The sequence below is a fragment of the Pantoea sp. C1E2 genome, from assembly GCF_056491465.1.
The window spans coordinates 277,737-295,557 of the sequence record NZ_JBSZHT010000002.1; the positions used below are offsets into that span (position 1 = coordinate 277,737).

Below are 17,821 nucleotides of genomic sequence, written 5' to 3' on the forward strand. Positions count from 1 at the left end.
ATTTTTACGCTTTCAGGCGTGCTTCGCCCCATGAATCGGTGATGTCTTGTTCTCCGCTGGCTTGACGATTAACGTCAGCCACACCGACACCAGCAGCGCGGCACCCATAAAGATGTAAGAGGCGGCAGGACTGCCGGTTGCGCCATTAAGATAGCCTACAATCCACGATCCGATGAAGGAACCGAGTGCGCCCATGCTGTTAATCAGCGCCATGGCACCGCCGGCAACATTGCGTGGCAGCATTTCAGTAATCAGGGCGAAGAACGGGCCGTAAGGGGCGTACATCGCGCCACCGGCAATCACCAGCAGGGCATACGACAGCCAGAAGTGGCTGGAGCCGACCAGATATGAGCCGATGAACGCCAGCGCCCCAATCAGCAGCAGCGGCCAGACAAACAGCTTACGGTTTTGCTTTTTGTCAGATGCCCACGACACCACGATCATCGCAATGGTCGCCACCAGATAAGGCACCGCCGACAGCCAACCCGCTTCCACCATGCCCATCTGCGTGCCGTTACGCAGAATCGAAGGCAGCCACAGTACGAAGCCGTACACGCCAATACTCCAGGCGAAATATTGCATACAGAGAATGATCACGTTGCGATTGCGGAAAGCTTCGCCATAGTTGCGTACCGCTTTGATGCCTTCCTGCTCTTTCTGCAACTGTGCCTGCAGAGCGGCTTTCTCTTCGTCACTCATCCATTTGGCCTGTGCCGGTTTATCCTGCACCAGGAACCACCAGGCCACCGCCCAAATCACTGCCGGAATCCCTTCGAAGATAAACATCTCGCGCCAGCCAAAGGCGTTAATCAGATAGCCGGAAACCACTGACATCCACAGTACCGTGACTGGATTACCGAGGATCAGGAAGGTGTTGGCGCGCGAACGCTCCGACTTAGTGAACCAGTTGCTGATGTAAATCAGCATCGCGGGCATGACCGCCGCTTCTACCACACCGAGCACAAAACGAATCGCCGCCAGCATCGGGATATTGCTCACCACGCCGGTTAACGAGGCGCAACCGCCCCACAAAATCAGGCACCAGAAAATCAGCTTCTTCACGCTGCGGCGTTCGGCATACACCGCGCCCGGGATCTGGAAGAAGAAATAGCCAAGGAAGAACAGGGCACCCAGCAGCGATGACATGCCTTTGGTGATGCCGAGATCGTCATTAATCCCTGCGGCAGAGGCGAAGCTAAAGTTCGCCCGGTCCAGATACGCCAGACTGTAGGTGATAAACACGATGGGCATGATAAACCACCAGCGTTTTGGCGCGATTGTCTGCGATTTCATGGGTGACTCCTCTGTTTTGAGGCGGGCACATTCAATGGATGCGCCTCGAAATAATCGGGTTGTGTAGAGACAGACCTGTTAATCAGGAACGCATAAATGCGGACCCTTCCTGCAGCATCGCCAATGAAGGCAACCGCTTAATTAAAAATCGCCAAGCGCTGCGCGCGTCGGCAACCCTTCACTGTCGCCCGCGACCTGAATCGCCAGCGAACCAATTTTGTTACCGCGCAAAATCGCCTGCGGCAGCGATTTGCCTTCCAGCAGTGCGCTGATCAGGCCCACGGCAAAACCATCCCCCGCGCCCACGGTATCCACCACGTTGTCGACAAGAATCGGGGCGATATTGCCCTTTTCACCGTCGGCGGTTTTATACCAGGCACCGTCGCAGCCGGTTTTGATCACCACCGCGCGCACGCCTTTATCCAGATAAAAATCAGCGATGGCTTCCGGCTGGCGATAACCGGTGAGAATCAAACCCTCTTTCTCACCCGGCAGCACCCAATCTGCGTACTCTGCCAGCAGATTCAGCTGCTTACGCATCTCTGCCTCGCTGCGCCATAGCACCGGACGCAGGTTGGGATCGAAGGAGATGGTTTTGCCGCGTGAACGCATCTCTTTCGCGGCGTGCTTGGTCAATTCCAGCGAGCTGTCGGAGAGGGCGGCAGCCACGCCACTCAAATGCAGATGGCGCGCATTGCCGAAGTAATCGGCGTCGAAATCGTCTGGCGAGAGATGGCTGGCGGCGGAGCCGGCGCGGAAATATTCCACTTCCGGATCGGAACCGTCATCGACGCGCGACTTGAGCTGAAATCCGGTGCGATAGCGGGTATCAGTGGTCACGCAGTGGTGATCGACGTTCTCTTTCGCCAGCTGTTGCAGTGTGAAACGACCGAAACTGTCATCGCCAACGCGGCTGACCCAACCCACCTGCAAACCGAGCCGCGCCAGACCGATCGCCACGTTCAGTTCGGCACCGGCAATACGTTTGACGAAGCCTTCTGCGGCGGCGAGATCCCCGCTTTGCTGGGCGATAAACATCGCCATCGCTTCGCCAATGGTGACCACATCCAGTTGCTTCATCATCAACTCCTTACAGTGCACGCAGCAGATCGACGTAATGGCGCGTCACGGCCAGCAAATCTTCGCCTTCAAGCGGGAACTCGATGCCGCGCGGCGCATCGGCAGGCAGTGCCTTGAGCAATGCACGCCAGCTGCCGTCGGTTTCGTCCAGCGCCACGGCACGGAAGCTCTCGCCATGCGGCACGGCGGCCTTAACGTGAATGTAGCTGACGTAGCGGCTGAGCTGAGCTGCGGCCTGCATGGCGTCTTCACCGGTCCACTGCCAGTTGCCCATGTCAAAGGTCATATCCAGCGGCAAGGCGGCATCGCAGGCACGATGGAAGAAATTCTGCATCGGGGCCAGCTTGCTGTCTGGCGTTTGATCGTTTTCCACTACCACGGTCACCGGCGATGCGGCCAGCACCTCAGCCAGCAAAGCGTCGGAGAGATCGACAAAATGACCGAGGGCGATTTTCAACCGTTTAGCGCCAATCTGCTCTGCTTCCAGCAGGAACTGCCCCAGGCGAGGGTTGAGCGAGCCGTCTTCCAGCCACAACGCTTCTGGCACCGAATAGCTGGCGCTGAGCTGCTGTTGAGCAATCGCTTTATTCAATGTGTTTAACCGTAGCAGATCGTCTTCACTGAACAGCTCACGGCGAATTTCAACGCCATCGGCGCCAGCGGCTTTAATCAGCGGCAGCAGTGCGCTTTGGCCACCTGACTCGGCGACTTTCTGCGTGCCATAGGCGGCGGTGACCACGATGATTTCCGGATGTGCCATGTTGTCTCTCCATTGAACTCGGTAAGGGTGTTATAAAAAACCTAAATGGAACCGGTTCCAAATGAAAGGCAGAGAGTGTGGAATTATGATCCTGCTCACGAAGTGAGCCGGAGAAAGGGGGATTAACGCAGCGGCTGGCTGGAGCCGCGCACAATCAACTCGCCGGGGAAAACCTGCTCGCTGATTGGCTGTTCATTGCCGTCAATGCGCGCAATCACCTGTTCCAGCGCCGCATAGCCAATCTGCCAGGTGGGCTGTTTCAGGGTGGTGATGCCCACGCCCGCCAATGCAGCCCACTCCAGCTCATCAAAGCCAAGCAGGCCGATGGTTTCACCCCAGCGTTGTTCGAGGCGCTGCAAGGCGCGCGCCACTTGCAAGGTCAGCGCACCGTTGGCGGCCATCACCGCACAGCGTTTGCCAGGGTGGCGTTGCTGAAATTCCCGCAGCACCTGCTCCAGCTGATCTGGCTGGTGCAAGGGGACTTCGGCGTTTTCAGCCATCACTCCGGCGTAGGCTTTGCTGGTGTCATAGAACGCGCTAAGGCGTTCACGGCGGGTGTTAACGCTGCCCAGCGGCTCGCTGAGGAACAGCAGGGCATCGTAACCATTGTCCAGCAGATGCTGGGTAGCGATTTGCGCGGCTTCGGGATTGTTCAGGCCGACCACATCACAGGCGAAGTCAGGAATTTTACGGTCAATCAGTACCATGGGCAGCATTGACTGCTGCAGGCGTTTTAGCACTTCTTCGTGCATCCCGACCGCGTTCACCACGATGCCCTCGACCTGGTAACTGCTCAGCAGTTGCAGATAATACTGCTCACGATCGACTTCGTTATTGGTGTTACACATCAGCAGCGTAAAACCCTGCGCACGACAGGCCGCTTCAATGCCGCTCAGCACATCCACCGAGTAGGGATTGGTAATATCCGCGATGATCAGGCCAATCAGTCGTGTGCGGCCACGCTTCAGGCCGCGCGCCATCTGGCTGGGGCGATAATCGAGATCGGCGATGGCCTGTTCAATACGGGCTTTGAGATCGGGCGAGAGCAGGTTCAATTCGCCATTGAGATAGCGGGAAACGCTGGTTTTACCGGTTTTTGCCGTGCGGGCAACGTCACTGATTGTGGCTCGTGGCGGCCTGGTTTTCATTGCATACACCTGAATAATAAAATCAGGCGAAGACTATCACAGCACGGCGCACACGCAATCATTGTGCATCAGAAGTGAGGCGCAGCATCGGTTGCCACAGCGTCTGAAGCTCCTCAAGCGGTGCGCCTTCCAGCAGTTGCAGCACCATTTCGGCCACGCGTTCGCCAATGCGCTGCTGCGACAGTTGCAGAATCGCGTTCACCGGATGATCGACAATGGAGTCATGTGGCAAGCCATCGTAGACGTAGAGAGGGATCGCCCGCGTGCCGCTGAGACGATCGGCTTGCTGCAACGCAATGGCCGCACCTTCCCCCAGCGGGGCACAATCGGTGATGATGGCCTGAGGCGCGATATCCTGCGTCAGCCAGCGCTGTGTTTGCTGATAACCGGCACGGCGCGTCATCGGCAGCGCAGCCAACATGGTGGGCGCGATCGGCGGTTGATGCTGCGTGAGGGCATCAATAAAACCGTGGCGGCGATCGAGGATATACGTGCAAGGTTCGTTGCCGCCCAGATAGGCAAGCCGCGTCAGCCCTTGTTGCAAACAGTGTTCAGCGGCCAGCAGGGTGCCAGCATGATTGTCGTAATCAAACCAGGCATAAGGTTCCGGCAGCTGGCTGCGGCCCAGCGTGAGGAAGCGATAGCCTTTCTGCTGCAAACGCTGCAGACGGATATCGTGTGGTTGAGTATGGGTGAGAATCAGCGCATCCAGCGCGCCACCGCGTAATAAACGCATCAGCGTGCGGTGCTTGTCTTGCGGCTTGTCCGGCAGAATCATCAAATCAATGTCATGCTGAGCGAGGCGCTGATCCAGCGTTAGCAGCATTTCACTGTAATAACTGTCATTCAGCGAGGCGGTGCTGACCGGGAAAACCAGCCCGACGGCATTGGCACGACCGGTCTTCAGACGGCGCGCGGCATCATTCGGACGATAGCCGCGCGAGGTGGCTTCTTCTTCAATACGTTTACGCGTGGCGGCTGCGACGTCGTCATAGCCATTTAGCGCACGACTCACAGTGGTAACAGAGAGGCCGAGGGCAGCGGCAATGGCTTTGAGCGACATGATGACGTTTTCCACTGATCAAATTTTGATCACGCTAGCATAAAGTATTTTACGGCTCTATTGGTTGACGATTATAGAGCGTTATCTGATACAAAAAGCGTCTAATGCGGTGTAAAAACGTGTGGAAACGCCGATCTGCAGAAGCAGACCGGCGATGGGGATTAACCCAGTGGGCTCAGCGTGATCTCGACACGGCGGTTTTGTGCTTTACCCGCTTCGGTGCTGTTGCTGGCCACCGGATTATCCGGGCCCATGCCCTGCGTACGCAGACGGTTCTGCGCCACGCCTTGCAGAATCAGGCCACTGGCCACACTCTCCGCACGCTGTTGCGACAGGCGCATATTCAGCGCGCGCGTACCGGTGCTGTCGGTGTAACCCACCACATTGACGGCGGTTTTAGGATACTCTTTCAGCACCATCGCGACACCTGTTAACGTGTTGGCGCCTGCTGGTTTCAGGTTGCTGCTATTAGGGTCAAAGGTGACGTTATTCGGCATATTCAGCACGATGTTGTCGCCCTGACGCGTCACGCTGACGCCGGTACCGCGCATTTTATCGCGCAGCTTCGCTTCCTGAACGTCCATGTAATACCCGACGCCACCGCCAACGGCAGCCCCTGACGCGGCGCCAATCAACGCACCTTTGCCGCGATCTTTCTTCGAAGATGACAACACGCCAACGCCCGCGCCCAGCACGGCACCTAAGCCTGCGCCGATACCGGATTTCCCGGCCTGCGATTCACCGGTATAAGGATTGGTGGTACAACCTGACAGCACAACGCTGCCGCTGAGTAACAAGGCCAGCGTCAAACTACGCTTTTTCATTGAAAATCCCTCACAAAGTCACACGGGGAAAATGCCCCAAAACGGCACTATTATGCCGTTCAATAATGGGGAAATGCGTGAGGGTCAGTCTTAAAGTGTAAAGATTTGCTTTAAAGATTATCGGGATGGCAGAAACAGCTGGTTTGATGATCGTTAATCAGCCCGCACGCCTGTAAAAATGAATGGCAGGTTGTCGGACCGACGAATTTAAAACCACGCTTCTTTAACGCTTTAGAGAGCGCAATCGCAGGCTCGGAGGTGGTGGGCGCCAGCTTGTAATCGGCGTAACGGTGCAAAATCGGCTGATTATCGACAAATGACCAGACAAAGCGTGAAAAGTCTTCGCCTTCCGCTTCCAGCGCCAGCATGGCTTTGGCGTTATGGATGATCGCCTCCAGCTTGCCGCGATGACGAATTATTCCGCTGTTTTGCAGCAAGCGCAGCATGTCGGCTTCATCCATTAACGCCACGGCGTGAGGATCAAATTCGTGGAACGCACGACGATAGTTTTCACGTTTTTTCAGCACGGTAATCCACGATAAACCCGCCTGTTGTCCCTCAAGACAGATCATTTCAAATAAGGCTCGCTTATCAGTTTGTGGTACGCCCCACTCATTATCGTGGTACGCCAGATAGAGCGGATCCTGTGTTACCCAGCCACAACGTTGCATATTACTCTCCCTAAGTATGAGGAAAATAGTGTTAATCCCTTGACGTATTGCAGAATCGATTAATAGTTAATCAATGGGTGCCGATAATCAAAAAACCTGAATCTTAACGCCCGTTCCCTTTCTGGCTCGTCAGGAGTCTTTCATGTTGCAGAAAAGTCAGCGGACAGGCCAGCACAATCTGATGCTGGCTTTTGGCAGTGTGTGGCTGTTATTTACGGCGCTGCCGGCTTACGCCTGGGATGAGTCCGGCGCGGATTATGTGCCGGATTACAATGCGATACTTGCTGAAAAAATTTCCAGTAATCACCTGAAGTTTACAGAAAACAGTGATGTCAGTCTGATGGATGCCGCGCTTAATTCTCCGGATGAGAGCGCGATGGTGCTGCACAGTGAAAAAGCCAGTGTGGGGAATGCCCCGTTTGCCAACCGCTACTCAGCAGGCTGGCAGATGCCGATGAATTCCACGCTGCGCACCGGTCCGGTGGCGCAATTTGCGGTGGATGATTCCCGCTTGAGCTGCCCGAAGTGTGAATTTGTTGATGGCAATCACGCCGGGCATATTGCCTCGGTGGGCTGGCGCCTTGATTCCACCCTTGACTGGATTTCACCCTGGGCACAGGTTAGCTACAGCCATCAATTAAACGAAGACAACGTATCAGCTCTGCGCGATCGCCCCGAAGAGATCGGTCATGAAAGCAACTGGATGGATGTCAGCGTGGGAGCCAATGTGCCGTTTGGGCAAAATATGGCGGCTTTCGCCTCCTTCTCACAAACCGGGGCGGTGGTCAGCGGTGAACAGTTTATTTACAGCCTTGGCGTCAGCGCCAGCTTCTAATTCCTGCGCGATCCAACGCGTTAAAACAGGTACACTGACCGCTTAGCGCTGAACCTATCGGCGCTCCGGGTTGGTCAACGTCAGGTTTCTTCATGTCAGTTAAAATCTTATCTTCAACGCTGGTGGGGCTGGATGGCTTTTGCCAGGATCCGCTTGCCGTGTTGCAGCAGGCCGATAACGGCGTGCTGGCGGTGCTGCACAATAATGCGCCCGCTTTTTATGCGCTGACACCGCAGCGTCTGGCACAGTTGCTGGCGCTGGAAGCCGCAGCGCAGCAGCCAAATGATGTCACGCTGGATGACAGCCTGTTCCATACCGATGCAGCACCGATCGCCACACCGGTGGGCAAATTTGCCATGTATCAGGGTTGGCAGCCTGATCAGGACTTTCAACGTCAGGCCGCTATCTGGGGCGTGACGCTGAGTGAACCGGTGACCGCGGCCGAACTGGCCACCTTTGTGGCTTACTGGCAGGCCGAAGGCCGACTGTTCCATCATGTGCAGTGGCAGCAGAAACTGGCGCGCAGCGTGCAAATGAACCGTACCGCCAATGGCGGTCAGCCGAAGCGCGATGTCACCCAGATCAGCAATACTCAATATGATATCCCCGATGGATTCCGAGGTGAGTGATGAAAACGCCGAATGATCTTTTCAGTCGCCTGAAAAAATTTATGCCTGCGGATGTGCAACCGAAATTCAAAAACGGTGAAGAGCTGCTGGCGTGGAATCAGGAACAGGGCCGCCTGCGCTCTGAAGCCATCGTGCGGGAAAACCGCGCCATGAAAATGCAGCGTATCATGGGGCGTTCTGGTATCCGTGAACTGCACATGAACTGCTCGTTTGATAACTATCGTGTCGAGAATGACGGTCAGCGCAAAGCACTGGCGCTGGCGCGGGAATATGCCGCCGGGTTTGACAACAGCATCGCCAGTTTTGTGTTTTCCGGTCGCCCTGGCACCGGGAAAAACCACCTGGCCGCCGCCATCGGTAATGACCTTATTCTGCGCGGAAAAAGCGTGCTGATTGTCACCGTGGCGGATTTGATGTCGAGCATGAAAGGCACCTTTAGCGGCGGCAGCGATCTCACCGAAGAGCGTTTATTGCAGGATCTCAGCCATGTGGATCTGCTGGTGATCGATGAGATCGGCATGCAGAGTGAATCCCGCTACGAAAAAGTGATCATTAATCAGATTGTCGATCGTCGCTCATCGTCAAAACGCCCGACCGGCATGCTGTCGAATCTTGACCCGGCAGGAATGAATGGCTTATTAGGCGAGCGCGTGATGGATCGTATGCGTCTCGGCACCAGTTTGTGGGTGCGCTTCGATTGGGAAAGCTATCGCAGCCGTGTACGCGGTGATGAGTATTGAGTCAGGTGGGCGCGCGATGAAAGCAGCCGGTAAAGGTCCCGCATTACTCCGTTTGAACAACCTTAAGCGCGTGATGACGCAACTGCGCAGCACGCGCATCACGTCCCGCCAGGATTTAGCACTGGCGCTGCAGCTGAGTAAAAACACCGTTTCCCTGATTGTCGATGATTTGCTGGCGCAGGGGCTGATCAATGAACTCGGCCCGGTTAGCGTGGCAGCGGCCGGACGGCCTAAAATCGAAATTTCGCTGCGCGCGGAAAAGCTGAAAAGCGCCGGCATCATGGTGGAGCGTAATGCCATCCACTGGCGCGTCTGTGATTACTTCTCGCAGGTGATTGCGGAGCAGACCTGGCAAACGCCGACCGCCGAACCTGAGCAACTGCTGCATGAGCTGGTGGAAGTGTGCCAGACGTTGCACGCCGCGCATCCTGAATTGCTGGGCATCGCCGTGGGCTTTCCCGGCATTATCGATCCACAGCGCGGCAGGGTGCACTTTTCCGCCCATCTTGGCTGGCAGGATGTTGATGTCCTGACGCCGCTGGTCAGCGCCTGCCGTTTACCGCTGCGTATCATGCATAACGTCAAGGCTGCCGCGCTGCTCTCGGTGCAGCAACTCAATCTGGATAAATCACAAAGTCATTTTTATCTGCGCATTGGTGAAGGGGTCGGCGGAGCGCTGGTGGAGCAGGGCGAAGTGTTTGTCGGCAGCAGCTGGACCGCCGGGGAGATTGGTCATTTACAGGTGCATCTCAAAGGGTTGCGATGCAGTTGTGGCCGTTCAGGCTGCCTGGAAACCCTGATCAGTCAGCCCGCGATTCAACAGCAGCTGGGACAGCGTAAAACAGGATTGCGCTGGCAGAACGCTGCCAGTGAACCGCAGATCGTCAGTGAGGTGATGGCGTTAACGGGTCAGCATCTCGGCCACGCTCTAAGCCATGTGATGCAACTGGTGAATCCGGCGAGCATTATTATTGATGGGCCGTGGAATGCGCATCCGGCATTTATCCAGGCGGTTGCAGAAACGGCACAGGCCAGCACGCTGGCCTTTACCTTCTCTCATACGCAGCTGCACTTCCTGCCGCAGCGTATCGATCCCGCCAACGGTTTAGCGCTGGCGGTGATTGAACAATATGAGCGCGCCATTTCGTAGGCGCGCTTCATCACATTAATGCCGTGGAATATCAAATGACTCGCTGGATTTGGTCGTTGAGGTGCTCTGCGGCAAATCCGCTTCAACGTTAAACTTCTCCAGCACCAGCCCATGAATTTTCTCCAGCGACACGCCCGCGGTTTCTGGCAGATAGCGGAAGGTAAAGAAGTACATACCCAGCGAGAAAATCGCGAACAGCAGCAGTGGGAAGCCACCGTGGAACATATCCAGCAGCATTGGGCTGCTGTTCATGATCGGGAAGGTACTGCTGATGACAAAGTTCGCCATCGACATGGCACAGATGGAAATCCCGACACAGATTGAACGAATCTCAGTAGGGAAGATTTCGCCCAGCACGGTCCAGACAATCTGACCCCAGGTCATGCCAAAGAAAATCATATAGGCAAACAGACCCACCACCGCCAGCATACCCGGCAGGTGATAATAGAAAGCGATGAACGAGTAAGCGAGGCAGATGCAGGAGGTGATGGCACCCAGCAACAGCAGCTTACGGCGGCCGATTTTATCAATCAGCATCATCCCCGCCAGCACACCAATAAACTGACAAATCGACAGCCAGAAGGTCTGCAGCAACGCCGAATCGGTGCTGCCTGCCACGTTCTTCAACAGCGTCGGCCCAAAATATTGAATCACGTTAATGCCGCTGATTTGGTTACCGACCGCCAGTCCGATACCGATCACCAGCAGTGGAATGGTGGTTTTATCCAGGCGCAGGCGTGATTTATGTTGATGCGCGGCTTTGTCTGAGAAGGAGTGTTTGATTTCATTGAACACGCTTTCGGCATGTTCGCGATTAGAAATTTTAGTCAGCGTATCCAGCGCTTCATCGTATTTGCCCTTAAGCACGTTCCAGCGCGGAGATTCTGGGATAAAGGCGATGAAGAAGATGAACAGCGCACAAGGCACCAGCGCGGTGGCCAGAATGTAACGCCAGCCCATGTTAACCATCACCTCGGGCAGCGTCGATTTGGTGATGAAGTAGTTGGTCAGCAGCACCACCGATTGTCCACCGACGCAGCAGACTGCATACAGAGCAGTGGTGCGACCGCGAAACTTCGAAGGCGACAGCTCCGCCAGATAAATCGGCGAAATCACCGAGGCGAGGCCAATCGCCAGTCCGCCAATGATGCGGAACAGCACGAACACGGTGAAGTTGTGGGCGATCGCCGTTCCGATCACCGAAACAGTGAAAAGCAGTGCGGTAATGGCGAGTGATTTTTTGCGCCCGAGTTTATCGCTCAGGCGGGGAGCGATAAAGCAGCCCACTAAGCTACCCAGCAGAATATTGGAAACGGCCCAGCCGGTTTCGGCGGGGGTTAACTGGAAATATTCACTAAGAGGTTCGATTGCACCGGAGATAATTGAAGAGTCATAGCCCATCAGCAGTCCGCCAAATGCCGCGACGGTACAGCAGAGAATGACATACTTCATGTTGTAGCGTTTTTGCCTGGTATCCATTGTTATAGCCCCTTGTCTCTACGGCCTGAACGTTACGTGTTCAGAAAGAGGAGTGGTGTAGGTTATCGATGTTCAGCGTTGTCACTCGAGGTCATCATCATGGAATATATGTTCTAAATGATGGTTTTTGGATCATTTTTTCCAGAAAGTGTGAAGGACGTTGCGAAAATTGCTGATGGCAATATTAACGGCAGGGCCATATTTGGCTGAAATGATAGGTTTTTTATCAGATGTGGTTGACGTGGCATGACGATTCTTGTTTTTTCTTGCAATATTGTGAAATTTTTATTCTGCCAGCCGGTCAACATTTCTCTGCCTGACCGATGTTGCTCGTCCGTTTCATTTTTTGCCGGGCAACGGGCATAATACGTTGATTGAAAGGCCCTCTTTGCGGACGTCGCAATGAAAACGCAGCGCATCACTCTGGACGATATTGCTACCCTGGCGGGCGTCACCAAAATGACGGTGAGCCGTTATTTACGTACCCCGGAAAAGGTTAAAACGGAAACAGCGGAGAAAATCGCCAGCGTCATTGCTGAGATCGGCTACGTCCCCGATAGCGACAACACCACCGCAACCAATCAAAGCCAGCCGCGCATCGGCGTGCTGGTTCCCTCATTTAACAACCAAATCTTTGCCGATCTGCTGGCGGGCATTGAGTCGGTCACCAGCGCACACGGCTATCAGACGCTGGTGGTCAATTACGACTACAACGCCCAGCGTGAAGAAGAACAGATCGCCACCGTGCTGGCGTTTAACATCAAAGGGCTGATCCTCACCGAATCAGTGCACACCGTGCGCGCCGAGAAATACCTCAATGCAGCCAATATTCCGGTGGCGGAAGTGATGGGGCTGACGGAAGCCAGCGGGCGTATTAACGTCGGTTTTGACAACTATCGTGCTGGTTACGATATGACCTCGATGCTGCTGGCCAGCGGCAAACAGCGCGTGATCTACTTTGGTTCGATGTCCGATCGCCGCGATGAGCAGCGCTATGCGGGTTATCGTGATGCGGTGGAAGCGGCGGGCTTCCCGGCGGGGCGTATTGTGCCAAACAAGGTTTCTTCAGTATCGATTGGTACTGGCATGATGACGCTGGCACGTCAGCTCTATCCTGAGATGGATGCGATTCTCTGCACCAATGATGACCTGGCCGTCGGCGTATTACAGGAGTGTCAGGCGGCGGGGATTGCGGTGCCGCAGACCATGGCGATTGCCGGTTTTCATGGGCTGGAGATTGGCCAGGCCACCACGCCGCGCTTAGCCAGCGTGATCACGCCACGCTTTGAAATGGGGAAGGTGGCGACGGAGATCGTGTTGAAAAAGATCAATCAGCAGCCCACCATCGAACAGGTTAACCTGCATTATCGGCTCTCAATGGGCGCCACTATCTAAGTACGAAAAAACCCCCTTCCGGATAACCTGAAGGGGGTTTTTTCATCACCTTACTTATCAATCACACGGGTCAATCACGTGCAGTGGTGGTCGGCGGAGTAATAGGTGGCTGCGTATGGTGCGCACGTTTCAGGAAACGACTCTCCAGCACATTCCACGAGGTGTAAGCCAGCGCGAGCGTAATCACGATGGTCAATCCCAACCCCAGGAAAGCATTGGCATCGAACACGCCGAAGTGTTGCAGAACCTGAATGATCGGCCAGTGGTAGAGGTACATGCCATACGAGAGGTCGCCGTACTGACTGATTTTGACCTCTTTGCACAGGTTGGTGCAGAACAGAATCACCACCGATGAGAACGCCACCGGCTCGATAAGAAAGGCATAGTCGGTCGATTTAAACAGCAGGAACACCACCAGAGAAACAATCGTAATCTCTTTCAGGCGATCAAAAGCTGGTTGATAAACCGCCAGCAGACTACCAAAGAAGAAGTAAGACGATAGCGCGACAAACTGCTTCGCCAGGGTATCGGCTTTCGGCCCGGTGTACACCGACGTGAAGTAGAAGAACCAGGCGCATGAGATAACGAAGATCGTGCCCCACACTTTAAGCGGATTTTTCTTCATCATCGGAACAACCAGCGGCAGCAGCACATACAGCGTCAGTTCAGCTTTGATGGTCCACAGCGAGCCATCCATCGGCTGATTCGGGTTGTTGGTGAACACGCCGGGCAACGACGCCTGAATGAAGTTCAGGAAAGAGAAGTTTGCGACGAGATACTTGATGGTTTCTTTATTTTTCAGGAAATCCATCAGCGGTAGCGTCGTCAGACACATCCCGATCACGAAGCACAGAATGATGACAAATATATAAGCAGGCAAGATACGTTGCGCACGCTTAATAAAATAGGACGTGAGTGATTTGCTTCTTAAGTAACTTTTTGCAATAAGAAAACCACTTATTGCGAAAAATCCTTTTACTGCAAAGTCACTATTTAGAAAGTGCCCGAGAAAACGAATATCGACGTTTCTCGTCACTTCTGCGCTATGCACCAGCATCACGATAAAGGCAAGGGAGAATCGGACGATGTCAAAATTGTTTTTTTCGTTCATATTTGCGTTCTTTCAATGAGTGATGTCGCGCCAGTAAAATCAGGAATAAACGAGTGACGCTTTAATAGGAAAACTCCGAACTCTGCTGGCGCAGATATGAGCCTATTAGAGGTTTAAATAAATCAAAAAGCAAGCAATGACCAGGGCCATAAAAACATTCAGACTTTCCTTATGCGTCCATCAGTTTTATCTGAGATTAAAACAAAAAACGCTAACCAGAGGTTAGCGTTTTCGCGGCTTAGCGGAATATCTTGAAGGTTTGTGAAACTTCATAACCGGTAATCGACTGTTTGCTTGAAATGGTATTGTAATAAAGATAATAGAGCACCATTAACACTGTCACACCTACAGCGATCAACTTTTTCAATTTTTTGGTTTCCCAGATACACAGGGAAATAAGCACCGGTTCAACTTGCAGCAGGAAGTTCGCTAAACGGCCACCTGATGCATAATCCTGCAGCGCCATCCTCAATCCCGCACCAAGCGCGAAGGTAATGACCATGATGTAATAAGTATTAAACTTCACCGGATCGAAGTTTTTGATTCTGTCACTCAGCAGCATAAAGCTGAAGATAAACACAAAGCCAATATTCTTCAGGTTTGACAGGGTAAAAATCCCCTGATCCTGCGTTGACTCCTGATTAGCATAGCCCATGGCCCTGTCACCTAATCCGCCCAGATGACTGGAGAGCAGCGCGATCAGCGCTGAACTCCCCATAAAGGCGAGAGGTAAACTGGCGACGACAATGATAATAGGAATGTATTTGTTTTTCCTCACAATCATCGCCATTGGAATCAGGAGAGCAACAATCCCTGTGGCGTGGCTGATAAAGGAAAGAATAAAGGTGGTTATCATCCCGGATTTACTGCGACGGGACATGTGATAAACAAAGCCCATTAAGAAGGCGGAACATAAGCCAAATCGAATCTGGTTCATGTCTTTGTTGATAAATAAGTGCGCGGAGTAGACAGCTAATGCGACAATCGGCAACGGTGTCAGTTTACGGAAATACCATGCGTTAACGCACACGGCAATGACCGTAAAGACAAACATAAAGATATCGGGGTTAGCGGTAAATATACGTGTTAAGCCTGCAATAGCATATATCGCCGGTTCGTAACGGAATTCGTCTGCTGTACGCCAGAATCCTTCAATAGTGATTTTATCGACGAAATGAACAAAGAAATCACGATACTGGAAATCATCGAGTCCCGTACCCAGACCACGAATGCCGCCGAAAGTAAAAAGCACTACAACGGCAACAAAATAAACGTATGATCTGATTTGTGCTGTGTTTTCATTTTTACTTAACATGACTTCGACGATAGCGACAAAAGTCAGGCTAAGACTTATGATCCAGTAAATTCCCATGGTCACAGATTCTTATAGTTTAAAATTTACTTATAACATATGGCCTTGTTAACGTAAACATGAGAAAAGTCTAATTTTTTCTGGCCCGGTATTATAGTGAAGGCAGGTAAGAGATATTATTTGTTACTTTACTCAGCCTATTCCTTTTATTTGATGCACTCTGGGGTAAGTGTTGCGCAGCAAAGCCTGGTTTTTTCTCAAGGCTTTGTCATTTGTCACTGTTTTTAATCAGGATTTGGAGCCATCGAGATGAAGTTTCCTCATTTAACTGCGCTATTGTTTCTACTGTATCTTCCGGCTGCGTTTGCCAATAAGGAAATTCCTATCTGGCCAAATGAAGTGTCAGGAAATAATAAATTTATTAATTTCAGCAAAAACCCGGCCATCAATAATCGTGCTGTCACAAATGTTGATTCTCCAGAAATGATTTATGTTCCTCCCGCGGGAAAGAATAATCACTCTGCCGTGCTAATCATTCCTGGTGGGGGTTTTTCTTATATCATGCAGGACGCTGAAGGGCTGGATGTCGCAAAAGTATTGAGCCAGAAAGGTTATTCCTCATTTGTTTTAATTTATCGTATGCCGCGCGGGGGTTCAGAGGTTAACCGTAATAATGCTTTTTCTGATGCACAACGAGCCATGCGCATGATTCGCGGCAATGCAGCGAATTATCACATCGCTGCTGATCAAATTGGCGTGATGGGTTTTTCCGCGGGCGCTTTCCTCGCGGCCAACCTTAGCAATAATGCGGATGCCAGCAATTATTCAGCGGTAGATAAGCTGGATCAGATTCCGGCACGACCGGATTTTAGCGCCCTGATCTATCCGGTGCTGTCGTTAAAAGATGGCGTAACCCATGTCGGCACCCGCACGGCGATGTACGGCAAGGATATCAGCGAGTCGGTGATTGATCAGAATTCACAGGAAAACCGGGTAAGCGACAAAACTCCCCCGACCTTCCTGGCACAGGCGCTGGATGATGGCACCGCCTCGCCCAGAAACACCTTACTGATGTTCGACGCGCTACGTAAAAATAAGGTGAAGGTCGAGATGCATCTTTTCCAGCAGGGCGGCCATGGTTTTGGCACCGGCGAGAAAAAGAATATCCCCGCCAAAAACTGGCTGACCCTGTTCAGTGACTGGCAGGCGAGCCTGGTGAAGCCATAGCGAAAAGGCGGGATAAATTGTTGCAGCCGGGCGGCTTTGCTAGAGTGTCGTGAACTTTAGAGGAATGACCCATGCCCCGCGACAACCGAATGTCCCGCTCCCTGCACGCCTTGATTCATCTTGATCGGCACGTTAAACGCGCCACCTCGGAAGCGATGGCGAAAATGTTGGGCACCAATCCGGTGGTGGTGCGCCGCATGATGTCCGGCCTGCGCGAAAAAGGCTATGTGGTCTCGGAGAAGGGGCACGGCGGCGGTTGGGAGCTGCAGGTGGAACTCAGCGCGATTACGCTGCTGGATGTGTATCAGGCGATGGGTTCGCCTGCGCTGTTCAGCATCGGGCCCTCCGCCGATCCGTCACCTTGTCTGGTGGAACATGCCGTTGATGAGCGGCTAGATCAGGCACTCAATGAAGCGGAAATGGTGTTACTTAATCGCTTTAGCCAAATCACCGTGGCGGACATTGCCGGTGATTACCTCAATAAAATGGCGAAACTGGGGCTGGAATCTGAGCCCCATCCGCTGTGCAGTGAATAACGTTAATCCTGCTTCTGCAAAGTGATCTGCGCATTGTGCTTCATCACATGCGTGGTCACTGCGGCCTGGAATACCTTGAACATCAGACCGTTGATAAAAGTGGTCAGGGTTAAAGTAATGAACGCCGTCATCACCCAATCCACCAATGCCATGTCACTGTGCAATAGCGCAGGGCGATAAATCAGCATGCCCGCGAGCACCGTCCAATGGCTCATGCAATAAAAACAGTGAAACAGATGGCCGAGTAACGCGTGCTTTTTGGCGGTCCATGCGCGTAAGCCAGCAAACAACTCGGTTTGGGTGAGGGTCATGGCGATACTGGCCGCTGCCAACGCTATCGCAACACAGATTCCTACGTCTGAAGTCATCCAACTATTCATACATTCTCCTGTCAGGCATTTATCATGTAACTTACAGTATTACATGATAGTGTAAGCTGCAAGCGTGGAGCCCGAGAGATACGTGCGTTATGTTGGCGAGATATCGTTATTTATTGGCTTTAACGCTAAACATAGCCAGCTGAGGCTTTTTTATAATGCTGCTGACTTTTTAATCCGCCATCAGGAGG

Annotated in this window: 19 protein-coding genes; 7 read left to right on the forward strand and 12 right to left on the reverse strand. The window is 53.1% G+C overall.

The window, feature by feature from the left end:
• Nucleotides 1–12: 12 nt before the first annotated feature.
• The 7 genes from ACXI0A_RS01560 to ACXI0A_RS01590 all read right to left on the reverse strand — a co-directional run bounded on the left by ACXI0A_RS01560 (nucleotide 13) and on the right by ACXI0A_RS01590 (nucleotide 6,839).
• Nucleotides 13–1,293: an MFS transporter gene (locus ACXI0A_RS01560; protein ID WP_476150637.1), complete on the reverse strand. Its 1,281-nt coding sequence runs from the start codon at nucleotides 1,291–1,293 to the stop codon at nucleotides 13–15.
• A gap of 141 nt (nucleotides 1,294–1,434) precedes the next feature.
• Nucleotides 1,435–2,376 (reverse strand): PfkB family carbohydrate kinase, encoded by a 942-nt coding sequence (locus ACXI0A_RS01565; protein WP_476150636.1) that lies wholly within the window; start codon nucleotides 2,374–2,376, stop codon nucleotides 1,435–1,437.
• Nucleotides 2,377–2,383: 7 nt separating this feature from the next.
• Nucleotides 2,384–3,133: a sugar phosphate isomerase/epimerase family protein gene (locus ACXI0A_RS01570; protein WP_476150635.1), complete on the reverse strand. Its 750-nt coding sequence runs from the start codon at nucleotides 3,131–3,133 to the stop codon at nucleotides 2,384–2,386.
• Nucleotides 3,134–3,255: 122 nt separating this feature from the next.
• A complete protein-coding gene (locus ACXI0A_RS01575; protein ID WP_476150634.1) occupies nucleotides 3,256–4,281 on the reverse strand; it encodes a substrate-binding domain-containing protein in 1,026 nt (341 codons plus the stop codon).
• A gap of 58 nt (nucleotides 4,282–4,339) precedes the next feature.
• Nucleotides 4,340–5,344 carry a substrate-binding domain-containing protein gene (locus ACXI0A_RS01580; protein WP_476150633.1) on the reverse strand — a complete coding sequence of 335 codons (1,005 nt, stop codon included), beginning with the start codon at nucleotides 5,342–5,344 and terminating at the stop codon, nucleotides 4,340–4,342.
• A 161-nt stretch (nucleotides 5,345–5,505) separates the two neighbouring features.
• Nucleotides 5,506–6,168 carry an OmpA family lipoprotein gene (locus ACXI0A_RS01585; RefSeq protein WP_476150632.1) on the reverse strand — a complete coding sequence of 221 codons (663 nt, stop codon included), beginning with the start codon at nucleotides 6,166–6,168 and terminating at the stop codon, nucleotides 5,506–5,508.
• Between the two features lie 110 nt (nucleotides 6,169–6,278).
• On the reverse strand, nucleotides 6,279–6,839 hold the full coding sequence (locus ACXI0A_RS01590) for a DNA-3-methyladenine glycosylase I (RefSeq protein WP_476150631.1): 561 nt from the start codon (nucleotides 6,837–6,839) through the stop codon (nucleotides 6,279–6,281).
• A gap of 142 nt (nucleotides 6,840–6,981) precedes the next feature.
• On the opposite strand from ACXI0A_RS01590, the gene ACXI0A_RS01595 reads away from it, so the two are divergent.
• The 4 genes from ACXI0A_RS01595 (at nucleotide 6,982) to ACXI0A_RS01610 (ending at nucleotide 10,193) form a co-directional block, all read left to right on the forward strand.
• Entirely contained in the window at nucleotides 6,982–7,674 is a 693-nt protein-coding gene (locus ACXI0A_RS01595) for an autotransporter (protein ID WP_476150630.1), read from the forward strand.
• A 92-nt stretch (nucleotides 7,675–7,766) separates the two neighbouring features.
• Complete coding sequence (gene dnaT, locus ACXI0A_RS01600; protein ID WP_476150629.1) at nucleotides 7,767–8,303, forward strand: primosomal protein DnaT; 537 nt, start codon at nucleotides 7,767–7,769, stop codon at nucleotides 8,301–8,303.
• Nucleotides 8,303–9,043, forward strand: coding sequence for a replicative helicase loader DnaC (dnaC, locus tag ACXI0A_RS01605; protein ID WP_200574031.1), 741 nt, complete (start codon nucleotides 8,303–8,305; stop codon nucleotides 9,041–9,043). The genes dnaT and dnaC overlap by 1 nt, the downstream gene beginning before the upstream one ends.
• A gap of 16 nt (nucleotides 9,044–9,059) precedes the next feature.
• A complete protein-coding gene (locus tag ACXI0A_RS01610) occupies nucleotides 9,060–10,193 on the forward strand; it encodes an ROK family protein (RefSeq protein WP_476151180.1) in 1,134 nt (377 codons plus the stop codon).
• A gap of 15 nt (nucleotides 10,194–10,208) precedes the next feature.
• Here the strand turns inward: ACXI0A_RS01610 and ACXI0A_RS01615 are convergent, their stop codons facing one another.
• Nucleotides 10,209–11,672: a sugar porter family MFS transporter gene (locus ACXI0A_RS01615; RefSeq protein WP_224933681.1), complete on the reverse strand. Its 1,464-nt coding sequence runs from the start codon at nucleotides 11,670–11,672 to the stop codon at nucleotides 10,209–10,211.
• A 113-nt stretch (nucleotides 11,673–11,785) separates the two neighbouring features.
• Nucleotides 11,786–11,980 carry a hypothetical protein gene (locus ACXI0A_RS01620; RefSeq protein ID WP_476150628.1) on the reverse strand — a complete coding sequence of 65 codons (195 nt, stop codon included), beginning with the start codon at nucleotides 11,978–11,980 and terminating at the stop codon, nucleotides 11,786–11,788.
• 94 nt (nucleotides 11,981–12,074) lie between these two features.
• Here ACXI0A_RS01620 and ACXI0A_RS01625 point away from each other — a divergent pair, with 94 nt between their 5' ends.
• Nucleotides 12,075–13,067 carry a substrate-binding domain-containing protein gene (locus ACXI0A_RS01625; protein WP_476150627.1) on the forward strand — a complete coding sequence of 331 codons (993 nt, stop codon included), beginning with the start codon at nucleotides 12,075–12,077 and terminating at the stop codon, nucleotides 13,065–13,067.
• Nucleotides 13,068–13,137: 70 nt separating this feature from the next.
• Here the strand turns inward: ACXI0A_RS01625 and ACXI0A_RS01630 are convergent, their stop codons facing one another.
• Both ACXI0A_RS01630 and ACXI0A_RS01635 read right to left on the reverse strand, forming a co-directional pair.
• Entirely contained in the window at nucleotides 13,138–14,178 is a 1,041-nt protein-coding gene (locus ACXI0A_RS01630) for an acyltransferase family protein (protein ID WP_476150626.1), read from the reverse strand.
• A gap of 238 nt (nucleotides 14,179–14,416) precedes the next feature.
• Nucleotides 14,417–15,550 (reverse strand): EpsG family protein, encoded by a 1,134-nt coding sequence (locus ACXI0A_RS01635; protein WP_224933824.1) that lies wholly within the window; start codon nucleotides 15,548–15,550, stop codon nucleotides 14,417–14,419.
• Between the two features lie 423 nt (nucleotides 15,551–15,973).
• On the opposite strand from ACXI0A_RS01635, the gene ACXI0A_RS01640 reads away from it, so the two are divergent.
• Together ACXI0A_RS01640 and ACXI0A_RS01645 are read left to right on the forward strand one after the other, a co-directional pair.
• Complete coding sequence (locus ACXI0A_RS01640; protein ID WP_479485185.1) at nucleotides 15,974–16,717, forward strand: alpha/beta hydrolase; 744 nt, start codon at nucleotides 15,974–15,976, stop codon at nucleotides 16,715–16,717.
• 71 nt (nucleotides 16,718–16,788) lie between these two features.
• Nucleotides 16,789–17,253, forward strand: a complete 465-nt coding sequence (locus tag ACXI0A_RS01645; RefSeq protein WP_476150625.1) for an Rrf2 family transcriptional regulator — start codon at nucleotides 16,789–16,791, stop codon at nucleotides 17,251–17,253.
• A 2-nt stretch (nucleotides 17,254–17,255) separates the two neighbouring features.
• Here ACXI0A_RS01645 and ACXI0A_RS01650 read toward each other — a convergent pair whose 3' ends face one another.
• Nucleotides 17,256–17,633 (reverse strand): DUF1360 domain-containing protein, encoded by a 378-nt coding sequence (locus tag ACXI0A_RS01650; protein ID WP_224933686.1) that lies wholly within the window; start codon nucleotides 17,631–17,633, stop codon nucleotides 17,256–17,258.
• Nucleotides 17,634–17,821: the final 188 nt, after the last annotated feature.

Bases quoted from the DNA above. Each gene is read 5' to 3' on its own strand.
- ACXI0A_RS01565 (WP_476150636.1), bottom strand. From the start codon at position 2,376: ATGATGAAGCAACTGGATGTGGTCACCATTGGCGAAGCGATGGCGATG.
- ACXI0A_RS01635 (WP_224933824.1), bottom strand. From the start codon at position 15,550: ATGGGAATTTACTGGATCATAAGTCTTAGCCTGACTTTTGTCGCTATC.
- ACXI0A_RS01630 (WP_476150626.1), bottom strand. From the start codon at position 14,178: ATGAACGAAAAAAACAATTTTGACATCGTCCGATTCTCCCTTGCCTTT.
- ACXI0A_RS01620 (WP_476150628.1), bottom strand. From the start codon at position 11,980: ATGTTGACCGGCTGGCAGAATAAAAATTTCACAATATTGCAAGAAAAA.
- ACXI0A_RS01625 (WP_476150627.1), top strand. From the start codon at position 12,075: ATGAAAACGCAGCGCATCACTCTGGACGATATTGCTACCCTGGCGGGC.
- ACXI0A_RS01610 (WP_476151180.1), top strand. From the start codon at position 9,060: ATGAAAGCAGCCGGTAAAGGTCCCGCATTACTCCGTTTGAACAACCTT.
- ACXI0A_RS01580 (WP_476150633.1), bottom strand. From the start codon at position 5,344: ATGTCGCTCAAAGCCATTGCCGCTGCCCTCGGCCTCTCTGTTACCACT.
- ACXI0A_RS01570 (WP_476150635.1), bottom strand. From the start codon at position 3,133: ATGGCACATCCGGAAATCATCGTGGTCACCGCCGCCTATGGCACGCAG.
- dnaT (WP_476150629.1), top strand. From the start codon at position 7,767: ATGTCAGTTAAAATCTTATCTTCAACGCTGGTGGGGCTGGATGGCTTT.
- ACXI0A_RS01590 (WP_476150631.1), bottom strand. From the start codon at position 6,839: ATGCAACGTTGTGGCTGGGTAACACAGGATCCGCTCTATCTGGCGTAC.
- ACXI0A_RS01585 (WP_476150632.1), bottom strand. From the start codon at position 6,168: ATGAAAAAGCGTAGTTTGACGCTGGCCTTGTTACTCAGCGGCAGCGTT.
- ACXI0A_RS01645 (WP_476150625.1), top strand. From the start codon at position 16,789: ATGCCCCGCGACAACCGAATGTCCCGCTCCCTGCACGCCTTGATTCAT.
- ACXI0A_RS01560 (WP_476150637.1), bottom strand. From the start codon at position 1,293: ATGAAATCGCAGACAATCGCGCCAAAACGCTGGTGGTTTATCATGCCC.
- dnaC (WP_200574031.1), top strand. From the start codon at position 8,303: ATGAAAACGCCGAATGATCTTTTCAGTCGCCTGAAAAAATTTATGCCT.
- ACXI0A_RS01640 (WP_479485185.1), top strand. From the start codon at position 15,974: ATGATTTATGTTCCTCCCGCGGGAAAGAATAATCACTCTGCCGTGCTA.
- ACXI0A_RS01615 (WP_224933681.1), bottom strand. From the start codon at position 11,672: ATGGATACCAGGCAAAAACGCTACAACATGAAGTATGTCATTCTCTGC.
- ACXI0A_RS01575 (WP_476150634.1), bottom strand. From the start codon at position 4,281: ATGAAAACCAGGCCGCCACGAGCCACAATCAGTGACGTTGCCCGCACG.
- ACXI0A_RS01650 (WP_224933686.1), bottom strand. From the start codon at position 17,633: ATGAATAGTTGGATGACTTCAGACGTAGGAATCTGTGTTGCGATAGCG.
- ACXI0A_RS01595 (WP_476150630.1), top strand. From the start codon at position 6,982: ATGTTGCAGAAAAGTCAGCGGACAGGCCAGCACAATCTGATGCTGGCT.